The sequence below is a fragment of the Comamonas sp. CMM02 genome, from assembly GCF_014851485.1.
GTDB lineage: Bacteria > Pseudomonadota > Gammaproteobacteria > Burkholderiales > Burkholderiaceae_C > Comamonas > Comamonas avium.
Window position 1 is genome coordinate 864,622 of the sequence record NZ_JACUZW010000002.1, and the last position, 26,742, is coordinate 891,363.

21 protein-coding genes and 1 pseudogene are annotated in these 26,742 nt (G+C 58.6%); 17 read left to right on the plus strand and 5 right to left on the minus strand.

The features are described from left to right. The first annotated feature begins 257 nt into the window (after positions 1-257). From IB213_RS09160 to IB213_RS09185, 6 genes are all read left to right on the plus strand, one after another. Positions 258-1,493 (plus strand): branched-chain amino acid ABC transporter substrate-binding protein, encoded by a 1,236-nt coding sequence (locus IB213_RS09160; protein WP_191723814.1) that lies wholly within the window; start codon positions 258-260, stop codon positions 1,491-1,493. A gap of 242 nt (positions 1,494-1,735) precedes the next feature. Continuing rightward, complete coding sequence (locus IB213_RS09165) at positions 1,736-2,974, plus strand: branched-chain amino acid ABC transporter substrate-binding protein (protein WP_192406037.1); 1,239 nt, start codon at positions 1,736-1,738, stop codon at positions 2,972-2,974. Between the two features lie 52 nt (positions 2,975-3,026). After that, entirely contained in the window at positions 3,027-3,980 is a 954-nt protein-coding gene (locus IB213_RS09170; protein WP_192406038.1) for a branched-chain amino acid ABC transporter permease, read from the plus strand. A 27-nt stretch (positions 3,981-4,007) separates the two neighbouring features. Next, complete coding sequence (locus IB213_RS09175; RefSeq protein ID WP_192406103.1) at positions 4,008-5,345, plus strand: branched-chain amino acid ABC transporter permease; 1,338 nt, start codon at positions 4,008-4,010, stop codon at positions 5,343-5,345. Then, on the plus strand, positions 5,345-6,127 hold the full coding sequence (locus IB213_RS09180; protein WP_191723817.1) for an ABC transporter ATP-binding protein: 783 nt from the start codon (positions 5,345-5,347) through the stop codon (positions 6,125-6,127). Before IB213_RS09175 ends, IB213_RS09180 begins: the two co-directional genes overlap by 1 nt. Before the next feature lie 12 nt (positions 6,128-6,139). Further along, complete coding sequence (locus tag IB213_RS09185; protein WP_191723818.1) at positions 6,140-6,835, plus strand: ABC transporter ATP-binding protein; 696 nt, start codon at positions 6,140-6,142, stop codon at positions 6,833-6,835. 165 nt (positions 6,836-7,000) lie between these two features. Here the strand turns inward: IB213_RS09185 and IB213_RS09190 are convergent, their stop codons facing one another. Beyond that, a complete protein-coding gene (locus IB213_RS09190; protein ID WP_192406039.1) occupies positions 7,001-8,128 on the minus strand; it encodes a high-affinity branched-chain amino acid ABC transporter substrate-binding protein in 1,128 nt (375 codons plus the stop codon). A 428-nt stretch (positions 8,129-8,556) separates the two neighbouring features. Here IB213_RS09190 and IB213_RS09195 point away from each other — a divergent pair, with 428 nt between their 5' ends. The 10 genes from IB213_RS09195 to IB213_RS09240 all read left to right on the plus strand — a co-directional run bounded on the left by IB213_RS09195 (position 8,557) and on the right by IB213_RS09240 (position 22,019). Then, positions 8,557-10,671: a 3-hydroxyacyl-CoA dehydrogenase NAD-binding domain-containing protein gene (locus tag IB213_RS09195; RefSeq protein WP_192406040.1), complete on the plus strand. Its 2,115-nt coding sequence runs from the start codon at positions 8,557-8,559 to the stop codon at positions 10,669-10,671. Between the two features lie 44 nt (positions 10,672-10,715). Then, the gene (locus IB213_RS09200; protein ID WP_192406041.1) at positions 10,716-11,891 is read left to right on the plus strand and encodes an acetyl-CoA C-acyltransferase; all 1,176 of its coding nucleotides are present in this window, start codon (positions 10,716-10,718) and stop codon (positions 11,889-11,891) included. Between the two features lie 251 nt (positions 11,892-12,142). Further along, on the plus strand, positions 12,143-13,978 hold the full coding sequence (locus IB213_RS09205; RefSeq protein WP_192406042.1) for an acyl-CoA dehydrogenase: 1,836 nt from the start codon (positions 12,143-12,145) through the stop codon (positions 13,976-13,978). Between the two features lie 287 nt (positions 13,979-14,265). Next, entirely contained in the window at positions 14,266-15,015 is a 750-nt protein-coding gene (locus IB213_RS09210; RefSeq protein WP_192406043.1) for a sterol desaturase family protein, read from the plus strand. After that, positions 15,016-15,951, plus strand: coding sequence for a fatty acid desaturase (locus IB213_RS09215; protein WP_192406044.1), 936 nt, complete (start codon positions 15,016-15,018; stop codon positions 15,949-15,951). It abuts the gene before it with no gap. Positions 15,952-15,968: 17 nt separating this feature from the next. After that, positions 15,969-17,903, plus strand: a complete 1,935-nt coding sequence (locus IB213_RS09220) for an iron-containing redox enzyme family protein (RefSeq protein WP_192406045.1) — start codon at positions 15,969-15,971, stop codon at positions 17,901-17,903. Between the two features lie 16 nt (positions 17,904-17,919). Then, positions 17,920-18,873, plus strand: a complete 954-nt coding sequence (locus IB213_RS09225; RefSeq protein ID WP_192406046.1) for a hypothetical protein — start codon at positions 17,920-17,922, stop codon at positions 18,871-18,873. A gap of 185 nt (positions 18,874-19,058) precedes the next feature. Next, complete coding sequence (locus tag IB213_RS09230; protein ID WP_191723827.1) at positions 19,059-19,589, plus strand: MarR family winged helix-turn-helix transcriptional regulator; 531 nt, start codon at positions 19,059-19,061, stop codon at positions 19,587-19,589. Between the two features lie 15 nt (positions 19,590-19,604). Then, complete coding sequence (locus IB213_RS09235; protein WP_192406047.1) at positions 19,605-20,810, plus strand: MFS transporter; 1,206 nt, start codon at positions 19,605-19,607, stop codon at positions 20,808-20,810. Positions 20,811-20,813: 3 nt separating this feature from the next. Next, the gene (locus IB213_RS09240; RefSeq protein WP_225214188.1) at positions 20,814-22,019 is read left to right on the plus strand and encodes a multidrug effflux MFS transporter; all 1,206 of its coding nucleotides are present in this window, start codon (positions 20,814-20,816) and stop codon (positions 22,017-22,019) included. A gap of 186 nt (positions 22,020-22,205) precedes the next feature. On the opposite strand, the gene IB213_RS09245 is transcribed toward IB213_RS09240, so the two are convergent. The 4 genes from IB213_RS09245 to IB213_RS09260 all read right to left on the minus strand — a co-directional run bounded on the left by IB213_RS09245 (position 22,206) and on the right by IB213_RS09260 (position 25,598). Beyond that, complete coding sequence (locus IB213_RS09245) at positions 22,206-22,619, minus strand: hypothetical protein (protein WP_192406048.1); 414 nt, start codon at positions 22,617-22,619, stop codon at positions 22,206-22,208. A 152-nt stretch (positions 22,620-22,771) separates the two neighbouring features. After that, positions 22,772-23,359, minus strand: coding sequence for a biotin transporter BioY (locus tag IB213_RS09250; RefSeq protein WP_191723830.1), 588 nt, complete (start codon positions 23,357-23,359; stop codon positions 22,772-22,774). A gap of 267 nt (positions 23,360-23,626) precedes the next feature. Beyond that, positions 23,627-24,589: an alpha/beta hydrolase gene (locus IB213_RS09255; RefSeq protein ID WP_192406049.1), complete on the minus strand. Its 963-nt coding sequence runs from the start codon at positions 24,587-24,589 to the stop codon at positions 23,627-23,629. A 58-nt stretch (positions 24,590-24,647) separates the two neighbouring features. Continuing rightward, complete coding sequence (locus IB213_RS09260; protein WP_192406050.1) at positions 24,648-25,598, minus strand: class I SAM-dependent methyltransferase; 951 nt, start codon at positions 25,596-25,598, stop codon at positions 24,648-24,650. Positions 25,599-25,825: 227 nt separating this feature from the next. On the opposite strand from IB213_RS09260, the pseudogene IB213_RS09265 reads away from it, so the two are divergent. After that, positions 25,826-26,539 (plus strand): annotated as a pseudogene (locus IB213_RS09265) (type 1 glutamine amidotransferase); the annotation flags it as partial. Positions 26,540-26,742: the final 203 nt, after the last annotated feature.

A 26,742-nucleotide genomic window follows, 5' to 3' on the forward strand; every position in this document is an offset into this window, starting at 1 on the left:
TTGCTCCCCGCTGTTGACGATCTTTTAAATAAATGAGCGACTGGCGCTTGCCCTGCTTAGTTTTGCATGCTGAATGTATGTAAAAGTAAGTGTGGATAAGCCTTGGATGCTCTTTTTTTATGCAGGTTCCTACGGAGGGGGATAGTCCCAAGAGTGAAACCACCATGCGTTTTTCTCGGTGTACTGACTACGCTTGCTGGGTGTTTCGGTGAGTTCCTACCAGCCCTCAATCTATTCCTACAACGCAGGAGACAAGCATGCAGTTTGTGTTGAAGACCGTGGCCGCTTCCGTATTGCTCAGTTGTGCCGGTGCCTCTATGGCCCAGCAAGGCGAGACCGTCAAGATCGCATGGTTAGACCCGCTGTCCGGCCTGATGGCGGCGCTAGGCACCAACCAGATGAAAAGCTGGCAGTACCTGGCTGAAGAGTTCAGCAAGAACAACCCGGCAGGCGTGAAGTTTGAAATCATCGCCATCGACAACAAACTCAGCCCGCAGGAGACCACCAGCGCATTGCGCTCAGCCATGGATCAGGGCGTGCGCTACGTGGTGCAGGGCAATGGCTCTGGCCCGGCACTGGCCATCATGGATGCGCTGGAAAAGCACAACGCCCGCAACAAGGGCAAGGAAGTGGTGTACCTGAACTACGCCGCAGTAGACCCTGACCTGACCAACAGCAAATGCAGCTACTGGCACTTCCGGCTGGATGCCGACACCTCCATGAAGATGGAGGCGCTGACCTCGTACCTGAAAGACGTGCCCGAGGTCAAAAAGGTTTATCTGATCAACCAGAACTATGCGCACGGCCACCAGGTCAGCAAGTACGCCAAGGAGATGCTGCAGCGCAAACGCCCTGACGTTGAAATTGTGGGTGACGACATGGCACCTTTGGCACAGGTGCGTGACTTCGCACCCTACATTGCAAAGATCAAGCAGTCAGGTGCTGACAGCGTTATTACCGGCAACTGGGGCTCTGACCTGTCGCTGCTGATCAAGGCGGCCAACGATGCGGGGCTGAACAACGTCAAGTTCTACACCTACTACGCGGTGGCCACTGGTTCGCCCACGGCCATGGGTGCAGGCGCTGCGGGCCGTGTGTATTCGGTGGGTTACTCGTACACCAACATGCCGGGGCCCATCAACAACGTCATCAAGGGCTTCAAGGCCAAATTCAACGATGACATGTACACCGGTGCGGTCTACCACGGCTTTGCCATCCTGACGGAGGCTTTCCAGCGCGCCAAGAGTACCGATCCCGTGAAGGTGGCCGCTGCCATGGAGGGCATGAAGTTCAAGAGCTTCAACGGCGATGTCGAAATGCGCAAGCAAGACCACCAGCTGCAGCAGGGCCTGTACATCAGCCGCTGGGAAAAAACCGATGCACAGAACCCCATCGACATGGAAAACACCGGCTACACCTTCAAGCAGGTGAAGTACTTTGAGCCCTATGTGGCCAGCACGCCCACCTCGTGCCAGATGAAGCGACCCTCATGACGGCATAACTGGCCAGTGAACTTCGCAAAGGGGCGCGAGGTGCCCCTTTTTTTTGCCTGAAATCAGGCAAAACACGGTTTTTCGGTCTGATCGGTGGTTATTTGTTGTCAATGTGTCAAGGATTGCGGTCAAGTCGCATGCGCGATAGTTTCTAAGGCATTCCCCGAGGAGGCGTTGTCATTCAGGCGTTAGTCTGGTGCCAATACAGATATCCGAATCAAGCGGAAAAAGGAGGCAGAGTCATGAAGTGGATCGTGCATTCGGTGGCGGCAGCCTCGGCCATGCTGGTCTGTGCGTCGGGGGCCTGGGCGCAAAAGGGCGAGACCGTGAAGATCGGCTGGATCGACCCGTTGTCAGGTCTGATGGCCGCCGTGGGCACGAACCAGCTCAAGACTTTCCAGCTGATGGCCGAGGACTTCAACAGGAAGAACGCCTCGGGCGTGAGGTTCGAGATCATCCCGCTGGACAACAAGCTCAGCCCGCAGGAAACCACGGCCGTGCTGCGCTCGGCCATGGATCAGGGCGCGCGCTACGTGGTGCAAGGCAATGGCTCGGGCCCGGCGCTGGCCATCATGGATGCGCTGGATAAGCACAACGCGCGCAACAAGGGCAAGGAAGTCGTCTACCTGAACTACGCCGCAGTAGACCCTGACCTGACCAACAGCAAGTGCAGCTACTGGCATTTTCGCCTGGATGCCGACACCTCCATGAAGATGGAGGCGCTGACGACCTATATGAAGGACGTGCCCGAGGTCAAGAAGGTCTACCTGATCAACCAGAACTACTCGCACGGTCAGCAGGTCTCCAAATACGCCAAGGAAATGCTCAAGGCCAAGCGGCCCGACGTGCAGGTGGTGGGTGACGATTTCGCGCCGCTGGCACAAGTGCGCGACTTTGCGCCCTACATCGCCAAGATCAAGCAATCGGGCGCCGACACGGTGATCACGGGCAACTGGGGCTCGGACCTGTCGCTGCTGCTCAAGGCCGCCAATGACGCGGGCCTGAACAACGTCAAGTTCTACACCTACTACGCCTTCGGCTCGGGCTCGCCCACGGCCATGGGCGCGGCCTCCGACGGCAAGGTTTACACCGTGGGCTACGGCCACTACAACATGGGCGGCCCCATCCAGCCTCTGATGGCCGAGTTCAAGAAAAAGATGAACGACGACCTCACGCAAAGCTCGATCTACCACGTGTTCACGCTGCTGGATGCGGCGTTTGCCAAGACCGGCGGCACCGATCCCGTCAAGGTGGCGGCGGCGCTGGAAGGCATCAAGGTCAAGAGCTTCAATGGCGAAGTGGAGATGCGCAAGAGCGACCACCAACTGCAGCAGGGCCTGTTCATCACGCGCTGGGAAAAGGCCGGCGGCAAGAACCCCTATGACGCCGAGAACACGGGCTACACCTTCGCTCCGGTGAAGTACTACGAGCCCTATGTGGCCAGCACGCCCACCTCGTGCCAGATGAAGCGCCCGTCCTGAGTCGGATCCAAACCGCTCTCTGTCCCCAACGCTCCGAAACCAAGGCCTTTCGATGACGCTTGAGTTCTTCACCATATCGCTGCTCAACGGCGTGAGCTATGGACTGCTGCTGTTCATGCTCAGCTCGGGGCTGACGCTGATCTTCAGCATGATGGGCGTTCTCAATTTCGCCCACACCAGCTTTTACATGCTGGGCGCTTACTTTGGCTACATGCTCTCCGGGGTCATCGGTTTCTGGCCTGCGCTGTTCATTGCACCGTTGCTGGTGGGCGTGCTGGGCGCTGCGTTTGAGCGCTACAGCCTGCGCAAAGTGCACAAGTACGGCCACGTGCCCGAGCTGCTGGTGACATTTGGCCTGTCATACCTGATTTTGGAAGTGGTGCAACTGGTCTGGGGCCGCAGTGCCGTGCCTTACGCCTTGCCCGCCGCGCTGCAGGGGCCGCTGTTTACGCTGTATGGCACGCAGTTCCCCAAATCGCGCTCGTTCATCATGCTGATGGCGCTGCTCATGCTGCTGGCCGTGTGGCTGGTGCTGACCCGCACACGCATTGGGCTGGTCATTCAGGCGGCCCTGAAAAAACCTGAAATGGTGGAGGCGCTGGGCCACAACGTGCCGCGCGTTTTCATGCTGGTGTTTGGCGGTGGCTGTGCACTGGCCGGGCTGGCCGGTGTGATTGGCGGCAACACCTACATGACTGAGCCATCGATGGCCATGTCGGTGGGCTCCATCATCTTTGTGGTGGTGGTTGTGGGGGGGCTGGGCTCGCTGGCCGGCGCGTTTCTGGCCTCGCTGCTCATTGGCATTGTGCAGACCTTTGCGGTGGCGCTGGACTACTCCTGGGCTTCGCTGTTTAACAGCATGGGCATGAACCTGACGCCCGACAGCTTTGGCTGGCCCGTGCTCAGCCTGACGATTTCGCAGATGGCTCCCATCCTGCCGTATCTGTTCCTGGTACTCATGCTCATCTTCCGCCCCAAGGGCCTGATGGGTACGCGGGAGGACTGAGCCATGTCCGCCATATTGCATCCGCAAATGCGCAACGAAACCATGCCTGTTGCCGGGCAAGCTGCCATGAATGTGCCTGACTACTACCGTTTTAAGCCCTGGAACGTGGGGCGTGTCCTTGTCTGGGGCGTGTTCGCGCTGCTGCTGATTGCGGCCCCCCATGTGTTTACCAGCTCGCTGGCGCTGACCATGCTCAGCCAGATGGGTTACTCCATCATCATTTGCCTGTCCTACAACATCTTGCTGGGGCAGGGCGGCATGCTCAGCTTTGGGCATGCGGTGTACACGGGGCTGGGCTCGTTCATTGCCATTCATGCCATGAACCGCGCCGCTGGCGGGCATTTGCCCATTCCCGTGTGGTTGATTCCGATTGTGGGCGGCTTGGCCGGCATGTTCTTTGCCGCGCTGCTGGGCTGGGTGACCACCAGAAAATCAGGCACAACCTTCGCCATGATCACGCTCGGTGTGGGCGAGCTGGTGGCCTCGATGGCGCTGATGTTCCCCGGCTTTTTCGGGGGCGAAGGCGGCATCACCACCGACCGCGTGTACGGCCCTACATTTTTTGGCGCAGATTTTGGCCCGGGCATACAGGTGTACTACCTGATCGCGTTTTACTGCTTTGTCTGCACGGCGCTGATGTTTGCCTTCACCGCCACACCGCTGGGCCGCATGCTCAACGCAGTGCGCGACAACCCCGAGCGCGTGGCCTTTGTGGGTTACAGCACGCAGCGTGTGCGCTATATGGGCTTCATCATTGCCGGCTTTTTTGCCGGTATTGGCGGGGGGCTGGCGGCCATCAACTTTGAGATCGTCACTGCCATGGACAGCGTGAGCATCATCCGCTCGGGCACCTATTTGCTGTTCACTTTTTTGGGGGGCGCCACCTTTTTCTTTGGCCCCATCATCGGCGGCGTGCTGCTGGTGCTGGCCACCGTGTTCCTGTCTGAAATTACCAAGGCCTGGATGCTGTACCTGGGGCTGGTGTTCCTGTTCATGGTGATGTATGCGCCCGGTGGCATTGCCGGCCTGATCATGATGAATCTGCGCCTTGCCAAATACGGCAAGCTGGGCCGCATCTTTGGTGCGTATCTGGCGCTGCTGGGCACGGGGCTGGCCATGGTGGTGGGCTTTGCTGCGCTGGTGGAAATGCTCTACCACCTGCAGCTCAACAGCGGGCTGGGCAGTGAGCTGCGCTTCATGGGCACCACACTCAATGTGCACAGTGTGGACAGCTGGGTGGGCGCTGGTTTGATCTTTCTGACAGGGCTGGGCCTGTTTGAGCTGGTGCGCAGGCAGTACATGCGCCAGTGGGGAGAGATTCAGGAAGAAATTGAACATGACATCCAGCGTAGGGAGTCCGTCTGATGAGCGCCGCAACACCTTATGCGCTGGAGCTGCGCGATCTGCGCAAAAGCTTTGGCAAGACCGAAATCATCCGTGGTGCCAATCTGGCTGTGCAGGCCGGTGAGCGCGTGGCCATCATCGGCCCCAATGGCGCTGGCAAGAGCACCTTGTTCAACCTGATCAGCGGGCGCTTTGCCCCCACCAGCGGCGATGTACTGCTGCACGGCCAGTCCATCAACGGCAAAGAGCCGTACGAGATCAACCGTCTGGGCCTGTCGCGCAGCTTTCAGATCACCAACATCTTTCCCAAGCTCAGCGTGTTTGAAAACCTGCGCTGCGGGGTGCTGTGGAGCATGGGTTACCGCTACACCTTTTTGCGTTTTCTGTCGCGCATGGATGCGGTCAATGAACGCGCCAAGCAGTTGATGGAGCAGATCGGGCTGCAGAAAAAACGCGATGAGCTGGCCGTGAACCTGACGTACGCCGAGCAGCGCGCGCTGGAGATCGGCATCACCATTGCCGGCGGTGCCGATGTGATCTTGCTGGACGAGCCCACCGCGGGCATGAGCAACAGTGAAACGCGGCGCTTTATCCAGCTCATCCGCGAAGTGACCGAAGGCAAAACCTTGCTGACGGTAGAGCACGACATGGGTGTGGTGTTTGGGCTGGCCGACAAGATTGCCGTGGTGGTTTATGGCGAGGTGATTGCCTTTGATACGCCCGAAAACGTGCGTGCCAATGCCCGCGTGCAAGAGGCGTATCTGGGCTCAGCGGTGGCCGATGAGCAAGCGGCTTTGCATTGAGAGGAATGTGCCATGTTGAAGATTAATAACTTGCACGCCTACTACGGCAAAAGTCATGTGCTGCACGGTGTAGATTTTGAGGTGCAGCCCGGTGAGATTGTGGCCCTGCTGGGGCGCAATGGATCGGGCCGCTCCACCACAGCCAAGGCCATCATGGGGCTGGTGGACTGGGAAGGTGATATCGAGTGGAAAACCCAGCGTCTGGATGGCAAGAAGGCGTTTGAGATTGCCCATCTGGGCCTGGGTTATGTGCCCGAAAGCCGCGACGTGTTCCCGAACCTGACCGTGCACCAGAACTTGCTGCTGGGCCAGAAAGGCCGCGGCAAAGGCAGCCGCTGGACTTTTGATGACATGTACGCCATGTTTCCGCGCCTCAAGGAGCGCCAGCACACCGAGGCGGGTGTCATGTCGGGGGGCGAGCAGCAAATGCTGACCCTGTGCCGCACCCTGATGGGTGACCCCGATCTCATCATCATCGATGAGCCCACCGAAGGCCTTGCGCCCAAAATTGTGGAACTGGTGGGCGAGTACCTCAAAAAGATCAAGGAGCGTGGCGTCTCAGTACTGCTGATTGAGCAAAAGCTCACCATTGCCATGCGTATCTCGGACCGTGCACTGGTCATGGGCCACGGGGCCATTGTGTTTGACGGCACACCCCAGTCGCTCAACAGCAATCAGCACATTCGCAAGGAATGGCTGGAGGTTTGAAACTATAGCTGTCAGCGCGCTTGTACATTGGTTTTCAGTATTAAAACTATTGGAAAACACCAGTATGTAAGCGATAGCAGCTCTTATTTCTAATGTGCTCTGTAATGGCGCATATAAAAAAAGGCACCGCAAGGTGCCCTTTTTGTGGGTGGGTTAAACACTCAATCATTTCACCTGTGTGCGGCTGCCATCTTTGGCCAGCTTGAACACCACAAACTCGAAGTCCTTCAAATCGCCCTTGGCATCAAAGGCCACCTTGCCAATGGCGGTGTCAAAGGTGTTGGCGTGCATGTAGTCAGCCACTTTCTTGGCATCGGCGCCCACGGCCTTCATCGACTTGTCCAGCACTTGCAGGGCTGCGTAGGCAGGCATCTGGTAGGCACCGTTGGCAGAGCGGTTGGCCTTTTTGAAGGCCTCCACAATGCCCTTGTTCTCAGGGCGCTGGCTGAAGTCAGCCGGGAAGGTAAACATCATGCCTTCCACTGCCGGGCCGGCGATTTCAATCAGGCCCTGGTTGAATGCACCTTCTGCGCCTACAAACTGTGTCTTCAGACCTTGCTCTTTGGCCTGGCGCAGCAGCAGGCCCATTTCTGGGTGGTAGCCACCAAAGAACACCACGTCCACCTTGGCGCTCTTGAGCTTGGTGATGACGGCGGAGTAATCGCTGTCACCGGCGTTCAGGCCGTCATACATCACCACGGGGGCTTTGAGCTTGTCCAGCGTGTTTTTCACGTGCTGGGCCACACCGGCACCGTAGGTTTGCTTGTCGTGCAGCACGGCCACAGCCTTGGGCTTGAACTTTTCTGCAATGAACTTGGCAGCGAAAGGCCCTTGCTGGTCATCGCGGCCAATGGTGCGAAAGAAGTAGTGGCCTTTGAGGCCGTCGGTCACCTGCGGGGCTGTGGCACCGGGGGTGATGGCCACAATGCCTTCTTCTTCATAAATCTTCGAGGCCGGAATAGTCACGCCCGAGCACACGTGGGCGACCGCAAATTTGGCCCCGGAGTTGAGCACACGGTTGGCAGCGGGGACGGCTTGCTTGGGTTCGCAGGCATCGTCCACAAACACGGGCTTGTACTCGCGGCCATTCATGCCGCCTGCGGCGTTCATGGTTTCTATAGCGGTCAGCAAACCGGCTTTCACTTCATCGCCGTACTGGGTGTTGGGGCCCGTCATGGGGATCGGAACACCGATCAAAATGGGTTCGGCCGCGTGGGCGCTGAGGGAGGCTGCGCCCATCAAGGTGGCGGCGGCCCAGGATGTGCTCAGGCGGATGAATGTTTTGCGTTGCATATTGGAGTGAGCCTTCCGTAAATAGCTTGGGATTGCGTGTGCCCGCTGCACGCGCAATGCACATTGTTGGGGCGGCGCTTGGGCGCATGGGTATGGGTTTCCCCAGCGTTTTATTGCAGCCACACCCACAAGGCACGGCATGTGCAGTTGATGCAAACACGCTGCTGCAAGAAGTGAGCCACGCGTGAGCACATGGCATGCCGTTGATCGGATTTATGGCGTCAGAAAGCAGGGTGGCACCCCGGTCTTTTCTGATAAAGAACAAACGCTGTGTGACTGCACAGTTCCGCTGTTCGGAACTTGCCTTTTGAGGCATGTCCCAATCGAGACAATTCGAGGGCAAAACGCGATAGCGCTCACTGGCATCCCTTCCTAGAATGAATTGCAGAACGCCCGTTCTTTTTTCATAGAACTGAAGGAGACAAGCCATGACGGCTGAATACAAGGTTCACGGCGCAGTGGCCGTGATCACGCTCAACAACCCGCCTGTCAATGGTCTGGGTTTGTCCACCCGCCGTGCCGTGATTGAAGGCTTGAACAAGGCCAACGCAGATGCTGCGGTGCAAGCCATCGTGATCACGGGTGCAGGCAAGGCGTTCTCGGGCGGCGCTGACATCAAGGAATTTGGCAAAGAGTCGGCTTTGCAAGAACCCAACTTGCACACTGTGATTGCGCAGCTCGAGCATTCGAGCAAGCCCGTTGTGGCCGCCATTCACTCCGTGTGCATGGGCGGTGGGCTGGAGCTGGCCCTGGGTTGTCACTACCGCATGGCGGCACCCGGCACCCTTGTTGCTTTGCCTGAAGTCAAGCTGGGCCTGCTGCCCGGCGCGGGTGGCACACAAAGGCTGCCACGCGCGATTGGGGTGGAGCCGGCGCTGAACATGATCGTCAGTGGTGAATCCATTCAGAGCGACATGCTGGCGCAAATTCCGGGGCAAAAGCTGTTTGACAAACTCTCGGGCAGCGCGCAGACGCTGGCGGCAGAGGTCTTGATCTTTGCACAGGAAGTAGGCGAGCGGCACGTGGCAGGCAACGAGCCTCTGCCCCTGGTGCGCGACCTCCAGTGCAAGCATCCCAAAGGCGATGCCTACTTTGGCTTTGTGCGCAACATGGTCAAGGGCATGTCCAAGAATTACCCCGCACCACTCAAGTGTGTGGATGCGGTGCAAGCGGCCACCAAGCGAAAATTCCAGGATGGTCTGGACTTTGAGCGCGAGCTGTTCGTGAACCTGATGTGGACGCCCGAGTCGCGCGCACTGCGCCACCTGTTCATGGCCGAGCGCGCCACCACCAAAATTGCCGATATTCCAGCCGATACACCCGTGCGCAACATCCAGAAGGTGGGCGTGATTGGTGCGGGCACCATGGGTGGCGGCATCAGCATGAACTTCCTGAATGCCGGTATTCCGGTCACTATTTTGGAGACCAAAGCAGAAGCGCTGGAGCGCGGCGTGGCCACCATCAAGAAGAACTACGAAGCGCAGGTCAAGAAGGGCAAGCTCAAGGAAGACAAGTACGCACAGCGCATGGCGCTGCTGAGCACCACGCTGAGCTATGACGACCTCAAAGACTGTGACCTGATCATTGAGGCCGTGTTTGAAGAGCTGGGCGTTAAGGAGATCGTGTTCAAGCAACTGGATGCAGTGGCCAAGCCCGGTGCCATTTTGGCCTCCAACACATCAACGCTGGACGTGGACAAGATTGCGGCTTTCACCAGCCGCCCACAAGACGTGGTGGGCATGCACTTCTTCAGTCCTGCCAACGTCATGAAACTGCTGGAAGTGGTGCGCGGCAAGGCCACCGCCAAAGACGTGATGGCTACCGTCATGCAGATCGCCAAGAAGATCAAAAAGACCGCCGTGGTCTCGGGCGTATGCGATGGTTTCATTGGCAACCGCATGATTGAGCAGTACAGCCGCCAGGCTGGCTTTTTGCTGGATGAAGGTGCCACGCCCCAGCAAGTGGACAAAGCCGCAGAAAAATTTGGCTTTGCCATGGGGCCATTTCGCATGGGCGACCTGGCGGGCAACGACATTGGCTGGGCCATCCGCAAGCGCCGCGTAGTCGAAAAACCCGGCATGAAGTACAGCGCCAGTGCTGACCGCCTGTGCGAGCTGGGCCGCTTTGGGCAGAAAACCGGCAAAGGCTGGTATGACTACCAGGCCGGCAAGCGCGATGCCATCCCCAGCCAGGAAGTGCTGGACATGATTGATGCGCACCGCAAGGCCATCGGCATCACGCCGCGCAAGATTTCAGACGAAGAAATCGTGCAGCGCCTGGTGTTCTCGCTGGTCAACGAAGGCGCTCACATTCTGGAAGACGGCATTGCCAGCAAGTCCGGTGACATCGACATGGTGTATCTGACTGGATACGGCTTTCCTATCTACCGCGGTGGCCCCATGCATTACGCCAGCGAGCTGGGCCTGATCAACGTGCTGCAAGCCATGCAGCGCTTTGCTCAGAACCCGCACGACGATGCCAAATTCTGGCAGCCCGCACCTTTGCTGGCGCGTCTGGCCGCTGAAGGCCAGCGCTTTGCGTAAGCGGTGTGTGCCGCTTGAACTGTACGAGTTAAAGGATTGAAGTTATGACATCCGCTGTGATTGTTTCTACCGCGCGCACCCCGCTGGCCAAGAGCTGGAAGGGTTCGTTCAATATGACGTATGGCCCCACGCTGGGTGGCCACGTCGTGCAACACGCTGTGCAGCGTGCAGGCATTGACGGTGCCGATGTGGAAGACGTGGTGATGGGCCTGTCGCTGCCCGAAGGCACGACGGGTGGCAACGTTGCCCGCCTGATTGCCGTGCGTGCAGGCCTGCCTGTGACGACGTCGGGCATGACCATCAACCGCTTTTGCTCTTCGGGCCTGCAGGCCATTGCCCTGGCTTCGCAACGCATCATTGCGGGTGAAAACGAGGTGCTGGTGGCCGGGGGCCTGGAAAGCATTTCCTGCGTGCAGCAGGAAGTGAACCAGCATATGGCGCATGACCCTGAGCTGACCAAGATGAAGCCCGAGATCTACTGGTCCATGCTGCAAACGGCCGAGCAAGTGGCCAAGCGCTACAACATCGGTCGCGAAGCCATGGACGAGTACGGCGCAGCCAGCCAGCAAAAAGCCTGCGCAGCGCAAGCTGCCGGGCTGTTTGATGCCGAAATTGCCCCCATCACCGTCACCATGGGTGTCGCCGACAAAGTCATGGGCCTGACCACCAAGAAAGTCACCGTCAGCAAAGACGAGGGCACCCGCGAAGGCACGACTGTGGAGGCTATTTCCGGCCTGCGCAGCGCCTTGCCCGGTGGCTTGATCACGGCGGGCAACGCCAGCCAGTTCTCTGACGGTGCCGGTGCCTGTGTGGTGGTGCACGAAGACTACGCCAGCAAGAAGGGCCTGCAACCCATTGGCCGCTTTCTGGGCTTTGCGGTGGCTGGCTGCGAGCCCGATGAAATGGGTATTGGCCCGGTGTTCGCCATTCCCAAGGTGCTCAAAAAGCTGGGTCTTAAGGTGCAGGACATTGACCTGTGGGAGCTCAACGAAGCATTTGCCGTACAGGTGATCTACTGCCGCGACAAGCTGGGCATTCCCAACGAAAAGCTCAATGTCAATGGTGGCGCAATTGCCTTGGGCCACCCCTATGGTGTCTCGGGCCAGCGCCTCACAGGCCATGCACTGATCGAAGGCAAGCGCCGTGGCGGCAAGCTGGTGTGCGTGACCATGTGCATTGGCGGGGGCATGGGCGCTGCCGGTGTGTTTGAAGTCCTGTAAGTCACGGCCTGGCGTCAGGAGTCGCCGTTGCCAAAGCCGGTCGTAGCGCTGCTGCTGACTGCGCTTTGGCGCCTGGTCTCCACCACCCATCTGCGATGGGCTGGCGCTACGACGTGCCTTGGGGCCGCAGGAATCTGAGCCGCCGCACCTTGATGGCCGAGGAGGCGGCTTTTTTACCGCCTTGAATTTTAAATAACCATAGCTGCTGGCGCTTGCTGCATAAGCGTTAGAGCCTGATTTTTATTAAAACTATGTCTCAGTTGCGATCTACCCTTGAATTCCTGGTGTACGACTGGCTGCAAGCCGAAAACCTGACCAGCCGTGACCGCTACGCCGACCACAGCCGCGAAACGTTCGATGCGGTCATGGACACCTGCGAGCGCATTGCACGCGAAAAATATGCTCCCTTCAATCGCACGGTAGACACGCAGGAGCCCACGTTTGATGGCGAGAAAGTCAGCCAGCCACAATGCACGCACGATGCCCGCAAAGCCTTTGCCGACAGTGGCATGCTCAGCGCCGCACAGCCGTATGAAAAAGGCGGCATGCAACTGCCCTATGTGGTGGAGGCTGCGGCCAACAGTTTCTTTGGCTGCGCCAGCATCAGCATTGGCTCCAACCTGCTGACCGTGGGCAACGCCAACTTGCTGCGCGTGCACGGCACGCCCATGCAGCAACAGGTGTTTGCCGACAATGAATTCAATGGCCGCTGGGCAGGCACCATGGCCTTGTCTGAGCCACAGGCTGGCTCCAGTCTGAGCGACATCCTCACGCGTGCTGAGCCCGATGGGGCCGACTTTGACAGCGACGCACTGGGGGCGCGCTACCGCCTCAAGGGCAACAAGATGTGGATCAGCTCGGGCGATCATGAGCTGACCGAAAACATCGTGCACCTGGTGCTGGCCAAGATTCCCGGGCCGGACGGAAAACTGATTGCGGGCGTGAAAGGTATCTCGCTGTTCATCGTGCCCAAAAAGCTGGTGGATACCGACGGCAATCTGACGGGTGAGCGCAACGATGTGGCGCTGGCAGGTCTGAACCACAAACTGGGATGGCGCGGCACCACCAATACGCTGCTCAATTTTGGTGAAGGCAAATACCCGGTGCGTGGCGGTGCAGGGGCGATTGGCTACTTGGTGGGCAAGCCGCACGAAGGCCTCAAATGCATGTTCCACATGATGAACGAGGCGCGCATCGGCATTGGCATGGCTGCCACCATGCTGGGCCTGGCAGGCTATTACGCCAGCCTGGAATATGCCAAGAACCGCCCGCAAGGCCGGCCCATGACAGAGGGCGGCAAAGACGCAGCCAGCGCCCAGGTAGCCATCATTGAACACACCGACGTCAAGCGCATGCTGCTGGCACAAAAGGCGTATTGCGAAGGCGCGCTGGCGCTGAACATGTACTGTGCCCGTTTGGTGGACGAAGGACGCACCGGCGCTGCCGAGGAAGCGGCCCGCGCCAAGCTTTTGCTGGAGGTGCTGACGCCGATTGCCAAGAGCTGGCCCAGTGAGAATTGCCTGGAGGCCAACTCTCTGGCCATCCAGATTCATGGTGGCTATGGCTATACGCGCGACTTCCCCGTGGAGCAGTACTGGCGCGACAACCGCCTGAACATGATTCATGAAGGTACGCACGGTATTCAGGCAGCTGACTTGCTGGGTCGCAAAGTACGCATGCAAGACGGTGCGGGTTTGCAACTGCTGGCTCAGACCATGCAAGCCACGATCAAGAAGGCAGCCGCCCGGCCCGAGCTTGCGCAGTATGCGCACGACTTGAACCAGGCCTTGCAAGACGTCAGCGCTGCTACGCAGGCCGCATGGCTGACAGGCAATCCGCAAGAAGCACTGGCCAATGCCGTGCCCTATATGCAAGCCTTTGGCCACACGGTGCTGGCATGGGTGTGGCTGGATGTGGCGTGCAAGGTGCTGGAGCAGGATGCTTCGCAAGCCTTAGCGGCTAACGCAGGCCGGATCAATGCAATCAGTTATTTTTACCGCTATGAATTGCCAAAAATAACTGCATGGTTGAACGTGGTGAACGCACGCGATATGACTTGTGCACAGATGGCGGTGGAAGCCTTTTAAGCGCTGCCATCACCAAAGTAGCGCAATGATTTATGGACCGGTTCATCCTGCACCGATCCATGGGTGATGGAGGGAATGCGCCTTGCCACCCGTGAGCCAGCTTTGGCGCAGTTCAAGCACGGACTGCTGCCCAAGGTGGCTCCTGTTAAGTAATACTTCGTAGCATCTGGGTGCTTTGCGGCGGCCTTCGCTATCATCCCTCGCATGCAAAAGTTTATGGATTCGGCCAACAGCGTTGGCTGCCCTGTGTGTGCGTATGTCTGCGATGTGTGGGGGCGCAGCGTCGCATGAGCGCGGGGGAGTGGTTCACGCAATTGAGCGCCTGGCAGGTCATGCTGCTGGGGTTGGTCTTTTTTGGCAGCCTGTACCTGCTGGGCGGTGCAAGCATGCAGGCTTTGACACGCAGCCTCTCGCGCAAAGGTGTCGGTCATGTGCTGGATACGCGTCCTCTCAAGCCCGATCAACTGCAGCGTGAATGGCGCCAGTCACTGCACTCGGTGCTGCTGTTTGGCATTGGCATGGTGGTGCCCTGGGGGCTGTTGCAACTGGGGTGGGCGCAACTGGCGCCCAGTGCCAGCGCGGGGCGTGTGGCGCTGGAAATTGTGGTGCTGATGATCTGGAACGATGTGCACTTCTGGATCAATCACCGCTTGCTGCATACCCGCCAGCTGGCGCGCTTTCATACTGATCACCATCGCTCCATCGTGACCACACCGTGGTCCACCTACAGTTTTCACCCGGTAGAGGCGCTGATGCTGGGCAACATCATCTTGTTGCCCATGCTTGTGCACGATTTTTATTTCTGGTCTTTGGCAGCAGTGCCGGTGCTCAGCCTGCTACTCAATCTCGTTGGTCACTCCAACTACGATTTCTTTCCGCGTGTGTCTGACAACCACCCGCTGGCTGCCAGCCGCCGCCACTATTTGCACCACGCACGGCCCAAAGGCAACTATGGCTTTGCGTTGGCGTTCATGGATCGGTGGATGCGCACGCAGGCCGAGGCAGCACCGGCATCCAGCAGCCGTGGTACGCACTGAATGGGACTGATGCAGCATGCGTTTGCAGGCTTGCCTGGCCTGCGCCATTGGCGTGATGTGCAGTCTCTGGCATATCTGGTAGCGCTGCCGCTGCTGGTGGCTTGGCAATGGCACAACGGATTTGTCTGGTGGCTGTATGCCGCACTGCTGTTTTTGACACTGGGCATTGGCGTAATTCACCACAACCACACGCACTTGCGCATGTGGCGCGGGCGTTGGGTCAACCGGGTAACCGACTACGTGCTGACTGTGCTGCAAGGCCACCCCACCTTTGTTTTTTGGCCTGCGCATGTGGGAAATCACCACCGTTTTCGCCATGGCCCGCAAGATTTGGCACGCACCTACCAGCCTGCATTTGGGGGTGATACCAACAACCTTTGGGGCTACCTGGTGCACCCCTTGCAGGCGGCGTGGGTGCTGTACCCGCTGTTTGTGCGCTGGCTGCTGCGTTTGCGCCTGAGCGCACCGGGCGCATTTCGTTATTGCATGGGGCAGTACGTGCTGTGGGTGGGCAGCTGGGCTTTCTTTCTGGTGCTGGACTGGCAAAAAGCTTTGCTGTTTGTCATCGTGCCGCAGCTGCATGGTTTGCACTGGCTGCTGGCCACCAACTATCTGCAGCACGCCCATGCCGATGGTCGCCCCTTGAGCCGGGCGCAGCGCCAGTCCCCCCATGCCGCGTTGAATTACGCGCGCAATTTTCAGGGCTGGGTCAACCCCTTGCTGTTCAATATTGGGCTGCACACAGCGCACCATGAACACCCGCAGGCGCATTGGTCGGATTTGCAGCGCCTGCACCGTGAGCACTACCAGCACCGTGTGGCACCTGCATTGAACGAAGCGGGGCTACTTGCCTACATGGGGCGCGTGTTTGTGCTGGGCCTCGTGTGGCCCAAGGCTCGTACCCAGTCTTTGCTGCCGCCCCAAGATATCTGTTAACCAGAACGACACTACCTATGCCTGTTGCTTATTCCAATGTCTATCTGCAGTCTGCCGGCTGGTTCTTGCCGGGCTCTCCGGTGGATAACGCCGGTATGGATGCTTTTGTTGCACCGCTGAACCGCTTGTCTGAACGCATCAAGCGCCGCATCTTGGGTGAAAACGGTATTCAGTTGCGCCATTACGCACTGGATGCGCAGGGCCAGACAGTATTCAGCAATACACAGATGGCGGCTGCTGCGATTGACGCGTGCATGCAAGGTGCGGGACGTAAGCTGGATGAGGTGGGATTTTTGGCCAGCGGCTCATCGGGCGGCGATGCCCTGATGCCTGGATTTGCCAGCATGATTCAAGGCGAGATGGCGGCACCACCCATGGAAACGTTGTCTGTACATGGTGTATGTGCGGCCAGTGTGGGTGCACTGCAAGCGGCTGCGCTGGCCATTGAGAGCGGGGCGCATGCACAGTCCCTGGCTGTGGCCAGTGAAATGCCCTCGCGGCTGTTCAAGCGTTCGCGTTTCGCCGCACAAGGCTATGACACCGATTTCGATGCCCATTTTTTGCGCTGGATGCTTTCTGATGGTGCGGGCGCAGTGCTGCTGGGAGGGCCACAGGCACTGCCCCGGGCACCCGGCTTGCGCCTGAAGCTCAGGTGGACGCATTTGCGCAGTTTTGCGGGCGACTACCCAGTGTGCATGCAACTGGGGCTGACGCCAGACCGGGCCAAAAGCCACTTGGACTTTCCCGCGTGGGCTGATGCTGAAGCCGCCGGCGCTTTGGCGTTGCGCCAAGACATCCGATTGCTGCCGCATCTGTTTGACGTCTGCATTCATGAATATGCCGATCTGGCCCACAAGGGCTGGGTGCCTGAGCGCGGGATTGACCACTTTCTGTGCCACTACTCCTCTGAGCGCTTCATGCCTGTGGTGCAAGAGTTGCTGGAGAAAGCGCAGCTGGGTATTCCTAAAGAGCGCTGGTGGAGCAATCTGGCATGGCGTGGCAATACTGGTGCGGCGTCCATTTTCATCATGCTGGCTGAGTTTCTGGACAAAGAGACGGCTCGCTTGAAGGCTGGCGATACGGTGCTGTGTTTTATCCCTGAGTCGGGGCGTTTCACGGCAGGTTACATGCTCTGGGAAGTTGAGCAGGATGCGCCAGTGGAAACTGAGCAAAAGCCTTTTTTTGCTCAGAAAGCAAGGGCAGTATCGCCTGCCAATGATGCACTGCCTGATGTGGCGGCCATTGCACCGCCGCATGACCCGGCCGCTGCGCCTGCAGCATTGGCTCCTTTGTTGACTGAGCTGGCCAGCGTGTGGCAAGACTACCGCTCTCAGGTCTGGCGCACGCCGCTGCTGCAGCGAATGCGTACCCGCCAGTTGCACACCGCGGACTATGTGCGCTGGATGGAGCACTGGATTCCACAGGTGCGTGAAGGCAGTCTGTGGATGCGCGAAGGCGCAGCCTCGCTGACCGGGGATTACGCTGCACTGGCGGCGCTGATTGATCTGCATGCCGACGACGAGCAGCACGACTTTAAAGTGCTGCACAGCGACTATCTGAAAGCCGGGGGCACGCAAGCCGACATCAGCCAGTTGCGGCGCAACCCCGGTGGTGAAGCGCTGAATGCCTACCTGCACGGCTTGGCGGCCACGCCCAATCCGATCGGTTTGCTGGGGGCGATCTACATCATTGAAGGCACGGGCCAGCGCATTGTGCCCAGCTTGCTGCCTTTGTTGCGTCAGGCCTTGCCGCTGCCACCTGATGCCTTCCGTTTTCTGGAATATCACGGTGCCAACGATGAGCACCATCTGGAGCGCTGGCTGATGGCGGTGCAGATGACGCTGGAGATGGACACCACGGGTACGGCACAGCCAGCCATCATCCAGACTGCCCGCCATACTGCTTCGATGTACCTGATGCAGTTTCAGCATGTGCTGACTGCGCAGGCTTGAGCATCAAGGAGCGGCTATGAAGAAACACAATGATTTTCTGGAGCAGCCCTGGGATGAGCGCGACCCCAGCCCCTGGCTGGCGCTGTACCTGGACCAGAGCACCCCGCTGCCAGATACCGTCAAAGCCGCATGGCTGCGTGACTGCAGCAGTGGTTCGCGCCAGTATTTACTGCCCTTTTTACGGCCCTTGGCACGCTTGAGCATCATCTTGATTCAGGTGCTCAAAGTGCTGCTGCCCAAGCGCTGGGCGCATTCAATCTTGCTGCACAAAGTGCTGGCGTTCAGCATGAAAACCTTTGTCTCGCCCGAGGCCAACTGGTTGATCATGCGCCACTTTCACCTGGGTTCGCACATCCTGGCTTTTGTGGCTGCGAATGCTCCGATAAAGGTTGCCACCTACCCGATTGCACCCACCACGCTGGACGATATCAAGGACGAACTGTTTCTCAAGCATGACCTGAATCTGTTTAACTTCGTCATCCGGCTCAACAAGGCTTTGCGCAACGCAGGGCAGGACATTGGTCCGGTGCCAGAGCCTGATTTTTCGATGATTACAGAGCCAGCGATGGCATTGAGTGACATGCCCAGAGGCTGGCTGAACCGGCTGGATCTGCAAAGTGCCATTGAGGTCTACACCCCCGTCTACCAACTGCTGCTGACCGACAACGACTTCTGGCGCGCCAGTAATTCTTTGCAGCTGGATGAAACCCTGGCCATTTATTGCGCCAAGATCTTGGGCTCACCCGAGCATCTGGTGATGCTCAATAACAAACACCCGCTGGTGCCGCTTTCGACCTTGCGGGCAGGTCACCGTCTGGTATTGCATGGCCTGTCGACCGAAATGCTCCATTGCCTGCTGGCACGCATGGCCAGTGGAGAGCTGACGCTGCCATCGCGGGCCATGGCCAGCCTGCAGGCCGACCTGGCACGCGCAGTGGCTGGCAAGGATGGAGGCGCAAGCGCTGCATAAAACGCAAAAGGCGCAGTGATGCCTCTGTCGGTTGGTTTGGGCACTGGGGTGCGCTCCATACTGTTTTGCGGCGGTGCTGAGGCGGCACAATCAGGGCGAATCTGGTGCGATTGGCCCCCATGCCGTATGTGGGGTTGTTCCATCGCAGAACACGGTAAAAGGCCAGATTTGCCAAAATACTTTGCATGCAAACTAACTGTGCGGTGTCTGCGGATGAGGCCTCTGAACGTGTCTCGGCACGATCGCGTTTTGGCCTGTTGATTGGAAGCGTCTATCGCCAGTGGCGCAGGCAGGTGGATCTGAGTTTCAAAGATTTGGGCCTGTCAGATGCCACCCGCATGCCTTTGCTGGTGCTGCATGCTGGCGGTGTGCCCATGCGCCAGAAAGATTTGGCTGAGGCACTGTATCTGGACACATCCTCCCTGGTGCGGGTGCTGTCGCAGCTGCGTGCAGAGGCGCTTGTGGACTGGTCTTGCGACCCCACCGATCGGCGCACCAAATACATTGAGTTGACGCAGCAAGGGCAGCGAGTGGCTTCACTCATCCTGCAAAAAAGCTTGCAAATTGAGCAAACCATTTTGGCCGGGCTGACCCCTGAAGAGCTGCAGATCACTCGCGCATCGTTGCTCAAGATTTCTCAGCGCTTTGACCACATAACGAGTCAGCCTTGCGGCGCAGAGCCTGGCGATATGAGCCCCAGCCAGAACAAGAATTAAGTACACGGTGTTTCGATGAAATTAAAAGGTTCTCCCTTCGTCTGGGTGAGTTTCGCCATGATTGTGGGTGTGATGGGCACTGCGCTTATCAGCCCGCTGTACGCGCTGTACAAAGAAGCTTGGCACCTGCAGGCCAGCGACATTTCGCTCATTTACGTGCTCTATATGGGCGGTGCGCTGTGCGGCCTGCTGTTTCTGGGGCGTATGCCCGACCGTGCCGGTTTTCGCCGCGTGATGCAGTGCGGGCTGGTGCTGGCCTTGATTGGTACGTTCATCAGCATGGTGGCCTGGAACATGGGCAGCTTGATCGTGGGGCGGATGATTGTGGGCGTGGCCTCCAGCATGTTGACGACCAGCGCTACGCTGGGGTTGTCGCAACTGTCTCGCGCTGGGCAGATGCAGCGCGTGGCCATGGTGACGGGGTTTTTGATGGCGCTGGGCTTTGGGCTAGGCCCACTGGTGGGTGGCATCATGGGTCAATGGGTGGCCTACCCCTTGGTGACCACCTATATCCCAACGCTGCTCTTGGGTAGCCTGGGCCTGTTTGCCCTGACCCGGCTGGAGCTGCCAGAGTCGACGCTGCCTGACAACGCGCAGCGCTTGCATTGGCGCGATGCTTTGCCCAAGTTGACGTGGCCTGAATCCAAGGACTCCATAGCGTTTGTGCTGACCAGTGCATTGCCGTTCATGGCATTTGGTGTGTTTGGTCTGTATGCCTCGATGTCGCCACTGTTTCTGGACAAACTGGTGCCCTGGCATGGCCCGTTTGTCAGTGGCACAGCGATTGCCGTGATCCTGCTGGCATCGGCCTGTGTGCAAATCATGGCGGGGCGCTTGCCCACGCATTGGTGTGGCTTTGGCGGTCTGTTGGGTTTGGCGTTGAGCAATGCCTTGCTGATGGTGAACCTGTGGGCCGGCTCGGCCATCTTGTTTGCCTTGGGTGTGGCGCTGACTGCCATGGGCCACGGTATGAGCATGCTGGCCGGCATGGGCATGGTTAACCGCATTGCCAAGCCCAACAACCGCTCGGGTTTGCTGTCCACGTACCTGGTGATTGGCTACATCGGCAGCATGCTGCCCATGATGGCGATTGGCTGGATTGCCGACCACTGGGGCATGAATGTGGCGGTGTGCACGTTTTGTATTTTTGTCATTGCGCTGGCGCTGACAGTGGCTTTCTTCTTTCAACGCCACCCCCGCATGCGCGCAGCAGGGCTTTAAGCCATGCGTGAAGACAACAACTCGGCCGTCATGCGGCCTGTGGCTCCCATGTGGTTGCTGGTGTTGGTCACGCTCAGTGGCACGATGGCCATGCACATTTTTGTGCCAGCACTGCCAATTGCAGGTGCTGCACTGGGGGCTGCACCTGCAGGCATGCAGCAAACCATCACGTTGTATGTACTGGGCTTGGCGCTGGGGCAGTTGGTGTATGGCCCGCTGTCGGATACCTTGGGGCGACGGCCCACGCTGCTGGTGGGCCTGGGGCTGTATCTGAGTGCCAGCGTCTTGGCGCTGTGCGCGCCCAGCTTGCAATGGCTGGTAGTGGCCAGGCTGCTGCAGGCCCTGGGAGGTGCAGCAGGCATTACCTTGGGCCGGGCCATAGTGCGCGACACCTCGGCACCTGATCGGGTTACCAAGGATCTGGCCTTGCTCAACTTGCTGACCTTGGTGGGCCCCGGTCTGGCTCCGGTGGTGGGCGCTTATCTGGCCGATCATTTTGGCTGGCGTGCTATTTATCTGTTTCTGGTGGGCATGGGCTGCATCATGCTCGGCTGTGCGTGGCGGCTGCTGCCCGAGACCCATGCGCTGCGCCGTCCTCTGGCGGTGAAAGCGATTGCGCTGGACTACCGCAGCTTGCTGGGGCAACCGCGTTTTGTAGCATTCATGCTGGGTGGTGCCTGTTCCAGCACCGCGCTGTACCCGTATCTGGCAACCTCGTCTTACATCGTGCATGAGCAGTTGGGGCTGCCTATCAGCGATGTGGGCTGGTTTGCGGCCAGTACCATTGTTGGGGCCAGTCTGGGTACGCTGGCAACGCGGCGTTTGGCGGGGCGCCTGCCCAACGTGTATTTCTTGTATGCGGGGGCCGGCTTGGGGCTGGCGATGGCAACGTTGCTGCTGCTGGTGCAGCTCATGGGGTGGCTGACTGCGCCTTGGCTGCTGGCGATCACCATCACGATGACTTTTGGCGCAGGACTGGCCAGCCCTGCAGCCTTGTCGAGTGCCTTGTCGTGCACGCCTGGTCTGGTGGGCGCTGCAGCGGGCCTGTATGGATTTGGGCAGATGGCCATGGGGGCCATCGGTACCCAACTGGTCGGTTACGGCAGTGTGCCTGCTGTGGCCTGTGCCGTAACCCAGATGTGCATCACGGGCCTGGCCTTGGGCAGCTACCGCTTTGCGGCTACGCGCCAGCAGAGCACATTGGTGTAAGAGATCGGTGGGCGGGGCGCGCTGCCATGCGCGCATGCAAAGACAGGGAGTTTTTGCTGTGAGCAGTGTGGTGCGCCGGTGCTCGAATGCCATGGACCAAGCTGCTGTCTGTATTGGTCGTAATTAACAGCAGCTATAGCCCGTACATATTGCGTTTAACGTTGATAACACTGAAATTCAGTTGTCTCAGGCAGCGACATCCAGCCACGGAGCCAGCCAGCGTTGCACCATGCCTGTATCCAGATTCATAGCGGCGTGGGCTGCTAGTTGCTCAACGGGCGGGTTGATCCAGTGTGCTGCAAGCAAGGGCTGGGGCAGCAGGTGTGCCCTGACCGACGTGGTGTAGTGCTTTTGAAGCGCCCCATTCACTGCGATAAAGACGCGGTGAAAGGGCAACTGGCGCTGAGAGACAGGGGCGCTGGAGATACGGGCTTGCAGTTGCTGGAGCAACTGTCTGGCGCTGGCACGGTCCGTGTCAGGCAGCGCCAACGCTGCATTGCGGGCCCGCAGTAAAAAATCGCGGTCTGTGGTTTCAGCCCAGGCAGGCTGGCCTAAAGCCAGCAGGCAGGCTGCGGTAAGAACGGATAATGTGTAGCGCATAGCCAGTCAAGCTTTCTAGCAATGTCTTGCCCTTGTGGCCGGGCAAAAACCAGACGCAAGATTAGGCATTTGTCGTCTTTGTTACAAGATTTTTTACAAGTTCTTTCAGTCTGTAGTGCTTGTCCAATAAGCATTCGTTGCTATGAAATGCTTTAACGACTGACTGCACCACCCAGCCGCCATTCAGGCAGAGCGCGTGCAATGCTGTGCACCACCAGAGCAGTCAGTGCACACTTGATCAGATCGCCGGGTACAAAAATGGCGTTGGCCCAGATGGCTTGTGTGAGGGGAATCTTGGCAATCCATACCAAGCCCGCAATCCCAAACAGATAGAGCACAGCAATGCAGCCAATGGCTGATGCCGCAAATGCACTGCCTGCAGCGCGCAGTGGTGTGGATTTGGGCAGGATGGACATGAGCCAGCCGGTCACAAAGGCTGCAGCGGTCCAGCCCACCAGGTAGCCGGTAGTGGGAGACATGAAAACGCCCAGACCGCCTCGCCCTCCAGACAGCAGTGGCAGGCCTGCTGCCACGGCCACCAAGAACAGACCTATAGCTTGCAAGCCACGCCATGGGCCCAGCAGGCAACCTGCGAGCATGACACCCAGTGTCTGGATGGAGATGTGCACGCCCAGTGGTAAATCGATCTTGGGAATCAAGCCCATCACCCCCAGCAGTGCGGCAAACAAAGCCACCAGAGCTATTGATTCGGTGTTGCGGCGCGTGAGAGTGTGGTTCATGGCGTGCTTGTCAAAGTTGAACACCCGCTTGATGGCGAAATGTGCAGGCATTGTATGCACGCCAATTGCACTTAACGCAGCATGAATTTGAATTCATCTGCATTTAATTGTGGGCAATCCAGTGCGCGTAACGGCTGGTATTTGTGCCAACAAATCACTGCCAAAGACTGGGTTTGCCCGCTGTTGGCAGCATAATGAGGTGGCGGCGTGCAACACGCCATCATCTGGGCGCTAAATGCTGTGATCTGCTTGCAAGTTGCCTGTGGTTTATGCGCAGGTTGCGCGAACTTGCTCCAGAAGGCTGCACGCTGTTTGTACATGCTGGCGTGCAGCGGGGCTGCTGACCAAGATGCGTGCAAAGCCGTGCACCATGCCTTCGGCGCGCTGCAGACACACGCGCGGGCCTTGGGGCAGGGCTTGCAACTGGTGTGCGAAATCTTCGGCTTCATCGCGCAGTACATCGTGGCTGGCCGTCATGATGACGGTAGGTGGCAGCAAGGGCAGGGCATCAAGGCACAGGCTGGGGGTGCGCAGGGCCTCGTCTGCACCACCCAAGACATCCCAGTACTGCTGCATGGCAGCGCCTGTCAGCCCAAACCCTTGGGCAAAGCGGCGCATGCTGTCGTTGTCTTGTGCTGGTTGAATGCAGGGGTAGAGCAGCAGCAGGGCTTGAATATGGGCATGCGCGTCTTGCGGTGTTTGCACGGCACGCACAGCAGTTGCCAAAGCCAGATGGCCGCCTGCGCTGTCACCACCCAGCAGCACTTTCTGGCTGGCAAAAGGCAGCACCCCCTGCATCTGATAGAGCCAGCGCAGCACGGCCTGGGCATCATCCACAGCGGCGGGAAAAAGGTTTTCAGGTGTGCGGCGATAGTGCACGCTCAGCACGGTGTGGCCTGTGTAGTGGGCCAGGTGTTCACACAGATCGTCGTGGGTATCCAGGCTGCCCACCATCCAGCCGCCACCGTGCAGCCATACCAAGGTCTGTCCCGTGGCCTGTGCGGTGGGCATGTAGCTGCGCAAGGCAATTTCACGACCTTCTTCAGCCACGAAGTGGTTGTGCACGCTAATGCCGGGCAATGGCAGCGTGCGCAGCGTGCGGGCTTGCAGCTCGCTGAGCAAGCGGCGTCGCTGCACGTAGTCCAGATGCGGGGTTGGTGTGTTCGCATCCAGTTGCACAAAACGTTGCAGGCACGATGCCAGGGCGGGGTCAATCAAAGCAGTGTTCATATTTTGATAGCTGTAAGTGCTTTATTTACATGCGTTAAAGGTGCTTTTTTCTAGTAATTTAGTGTGCCATGGCTTCGGTGCCGGGCGCACGGTAGACCAAGACTTTGAGGCTGCGCTCTTCATCTGTGTCAGCAAACGCGGCGGGGTTGGCGACGCGCTCGACAAACTGCAGCGTGGGAGCGATCTCTGCCATTTGTTCTTTCAAAAATGCCGTGCCCAGCTCTGGTGCGTTCAGGCACAGCAGCACATGGCCACCGGGGCGCAGCAAGTCAGGCAGGCGGCGCATGAGCTTGGCGTAGTCTTTGGTGGCGATAAAACTGCCCTTCTGATAGCTAGGAGGGTCGATAACGATCAAATGGTAGGGCCCGCTTCGAGTGATCTTGCCCCAGCTGCTAAAGATGTCGTGTGCCAAAAAGCTGGCACCGTTGAGTGCATTGAGCTGGTGATTTTGCTGGCCCGTCGCCAGCGCGCTCTGGGACATGTCCATATTCAGCACCTGGCGTGCGCCCGCATGCAGTGCTGCAACAGAGAAGGCACAGGTGTAGGCAAACAGGTTCAGTACTTTGATGCCGTGGCGGTGTTCAGGGTGCTGCGCCACATGTTCATGCACCCAGCGGCGGCCTTCGGCCATATCCAGAAACAGACCGTGGTTTTGCCCGCGCAGCACATGGGCGCGAAACTGAAGGCCAGCCTCGGTCACGGTGTGGGGCTCTGGCACGCTGCCAGCCATCAAGCGTGTCTCTACCTTGTTGCCGCTTTGGCGTGTTTGAAATACCCAGTTCAGGGGCTTGCCTTGGCCAATCTGTGCCCAGCGCGCTTGCAGTGCTTGGTCAATGGTGGTCAGTACGGCGTCGTCCAGAGGCTGAAAGCTGGTCAGCAGCAAAACAGGCGGGAATGCGTCCAGCACCAGGTGCTCGCACCCCGGAAAGCGCCCACCCCGACCGTGGAAGATACGCTGGGCATCGGTTGGCAACTCAAATTGGGCAATGGCGTCGAGCAGGGCTTGCATGGCAGTCACAGAAAACTTCAAAGGCCGTGAGTATGAGGGACACCACGCCCTGATGGGTGAGAGGGGCGGTTCGGGCTGCTTGCCGCTGGCAGCGAACTGTCTGGCCATTTGCACTTAACCACGCCGACTTGATGCGGCACCTGCCAATCTCAACGCGGATTTGATGGCAAGGCTCCTAGATTGCAGGCTTCGAAACTACAGGCCTGGACGATCAGGCACATCCATGTATGAAGCCTATTGCCATTCTTCAGCACGAAGCTACGCAAGGCCCCGGCGTATTTGAAGAGTATTTGTCATCCCAAGGTATTGCCTACGAGTTGATCACGCCTTGTGTTAAAGGCTGCATGTCGTGGCATGTGGGCGACTACAGAGGGGTGGTGGTGCTGGGGAGCAACCATTGCGCGAATGAGCCGCTGCAGTGGATTGAGCAAGAGTGCAGCCTGCTGCAAGATGCCTTGGCACACGATATACCGGTGTTAGGTCACTGCTTTGGCGCGCAAATGCTTGCCAGAGCGATGGGTGCACGGGTGCGGCGCAATCCTTGCCCCAACATTGGGTGGAGCAATGTGTGGGTCACGCGCCAAGCGCAGGAGCGGCTTCAGTTGCCGCGCGAGATTACCCAGTTCAACTGGCATTACGACACTTTTGAGATTCCCTCTGGTGCCATTCGCAGCCTGTATGGCACGTTTTGCTTGAACAAGGGTTTTTTGCACGGGCGCAACTGGGCATTCCAGGGGCACCTGGAGGTGACTGCGCAGAGCGTGCAAGCCTGGTGTGACGAAGGCCATGAAGAGCTGTGTCAGGCGTATGGTCCTGCCGTGCAGTCTGAGGCGCAAATTTTGTCTCAATTGCCTTTGCGGATTTCTGCGCTTCGAGCCACCGCCGTGCAGGTCTATGGTGCGTGGACGCAGCAGCTGAATCGGCCCGTGCACGTTTATCTCGGTGGGCTGCCCGATGTGCCACCCGATGTGCAGCCCGATCCCAAGTTGTCTGTGTATGCACAGCCCCATTCAGGTCAAGCAGTGCAGTTTCAGGCATCGCTGGCGGAGAAAACGAAAGCTATTTTGAACAACGCATCAAGGTCACGCCTTGCCCGCTCTGCGAGTTCGAAAGCTTGATGCCATCTTGATATCTAGCGCGCCAT

Coding starts and splice junctions, on each gene's coding strand:
- IB213_RS09260 (WP_192406050.1), bottom strand. CDS start 25,598: ATGCAAGCCCTGCTCGACGCCATTGCCCAATTTGAGTTGCCAACCGAT.
- IB213_RS09255 (WP_192406049.1), bottom strand. CDS start 24,589: ATGAACACTGCTTTGATTGACCCCGCCCTGGCATCGTGCCTGCAACGT.
- IB213_RS09185 (WP_191723818.1), top strand. CDS start 6,140: ATGTTGAAGATTAATAACTTGCACGCCTACTACGGCAAAAGTCATGTG.
- IB213_RS09220 (WP_192406045.1), top strand. CDS start 15,969: ATGCCTGTTGCTTATTCCAATGTCTATCTGCAGTCTGCCGGCTGGTTC.
- IB213_RS09200 (WP_192406041.1), top strand. CDS start 10,716: ATGACATCCGCTGTGATTGTTTCTACCGCGCGCACCCCGCTGGCCAAG.
- IB213_RS09195 (WP_192406040.1), top strand. CDS start 8,557: ATGACGGCTGAATACAAGGTTCACGGCGCAGTGGCCGTGATCACGCTC.
- IB213_RS09180 (WP_191723817.1), top strand. CDS start 5,345: ATGAGCGCCGCAACACCTTATGCGCTGGAGCTGCGCGATCTGCGCAAA.
- IB213_RS09215 (WP_192406044.1), top strand. CDS start 15,016: ATGGGACTGATGCAGCATGCGTTTGCAGGCTTGCCTGGCCTGCGCCAT.
- IB213_RS09230 (WP_191723827.1), top strand. CDS start 19,059: ATGCAAACTAACTGTGCGGTGTCTGCGGATGAGGCCTCTGAACGTGTC.
- IB213_RS09190 (WP_192406039.1), bottom strand. CDS start 8,128: ATGCAACGCAAAACATTCATCCGCCTGAGCACATCCTGGGCCGCCGCC.
- IB213_RS09250 (WP_191723830.1), bottom strand. CDS start 23,359: ATGAACCACACTCTCACGCGCCGCAACACCGAATCAATAGCTCTGGTG.
- IB213_RS09205 (WP_192406042.1), top strand. CDS start 12,143: ATGTCTCAGTTGCGATCTACCCTTGAATTCCTGGTGTACGACTGGCTG.
- IB213_RS09210 (WP_192406043.1), top strand. CDS start 14,266: ATGAGCGCGGGGGAGTGGTTCACGCAATTGAGCGCCTGGCAGGTCATG.
- IB213_RS09170 (WP_192406038.1), top strand. CDS start 3,027: ATGACGCTTGAGTTCTTCACCATATCGCTGCTCAACGGCGTGAGCTAT.
- IB213_RS09165 (WP_192406037.1), top strand. CDS start 1,736: ATGAAGTGGATCGTGCATTCGGTGGCGGCAGCCTCGGCCATGCTGGTC.
- IB213_RS09245 (WP_192406048.1), bottom strand. CDS start 22,619: ATGCGCTACACATTATCCGTTCTTACCGCAGCCTGCCTGCTGGCTTTA.
- IB213_RS09160 (WP_191723814.1), top strand. CDS start 258: ATGCAGTTTGTGTTGAAGACCGTGGCCGCTTCCGTATTGCTCAGTTGT.
- IB213_RS09235 (WP_192406047.1), top strand. CDS start 19,605: ATGAAATTAAAAGGTTCTCCCTTCGTCTGGGTGAGTTTCGCCATGATT.
- IB213_RS09175 (WP_192406103.1), top strand. CDS start 4,008: ATGCGCAACGAAACCATGCCTGTTGCCGGGCAAGCTGCCATGAATGTG.
- IB213_RS09225 (WP_192406046.1), top strand. CDS start 17,920: ATGAAGAAACACAATGATTTTCTGGAGCAGCCCTGGGATGAGCGCGAC.
- IB213_RS09240 (WP_225214188.1), top strand. CDS start 20,814: ATGCGTGAAGACAACAACTCGGCCGTCATGCGGCCTGTGGCTCCCATG.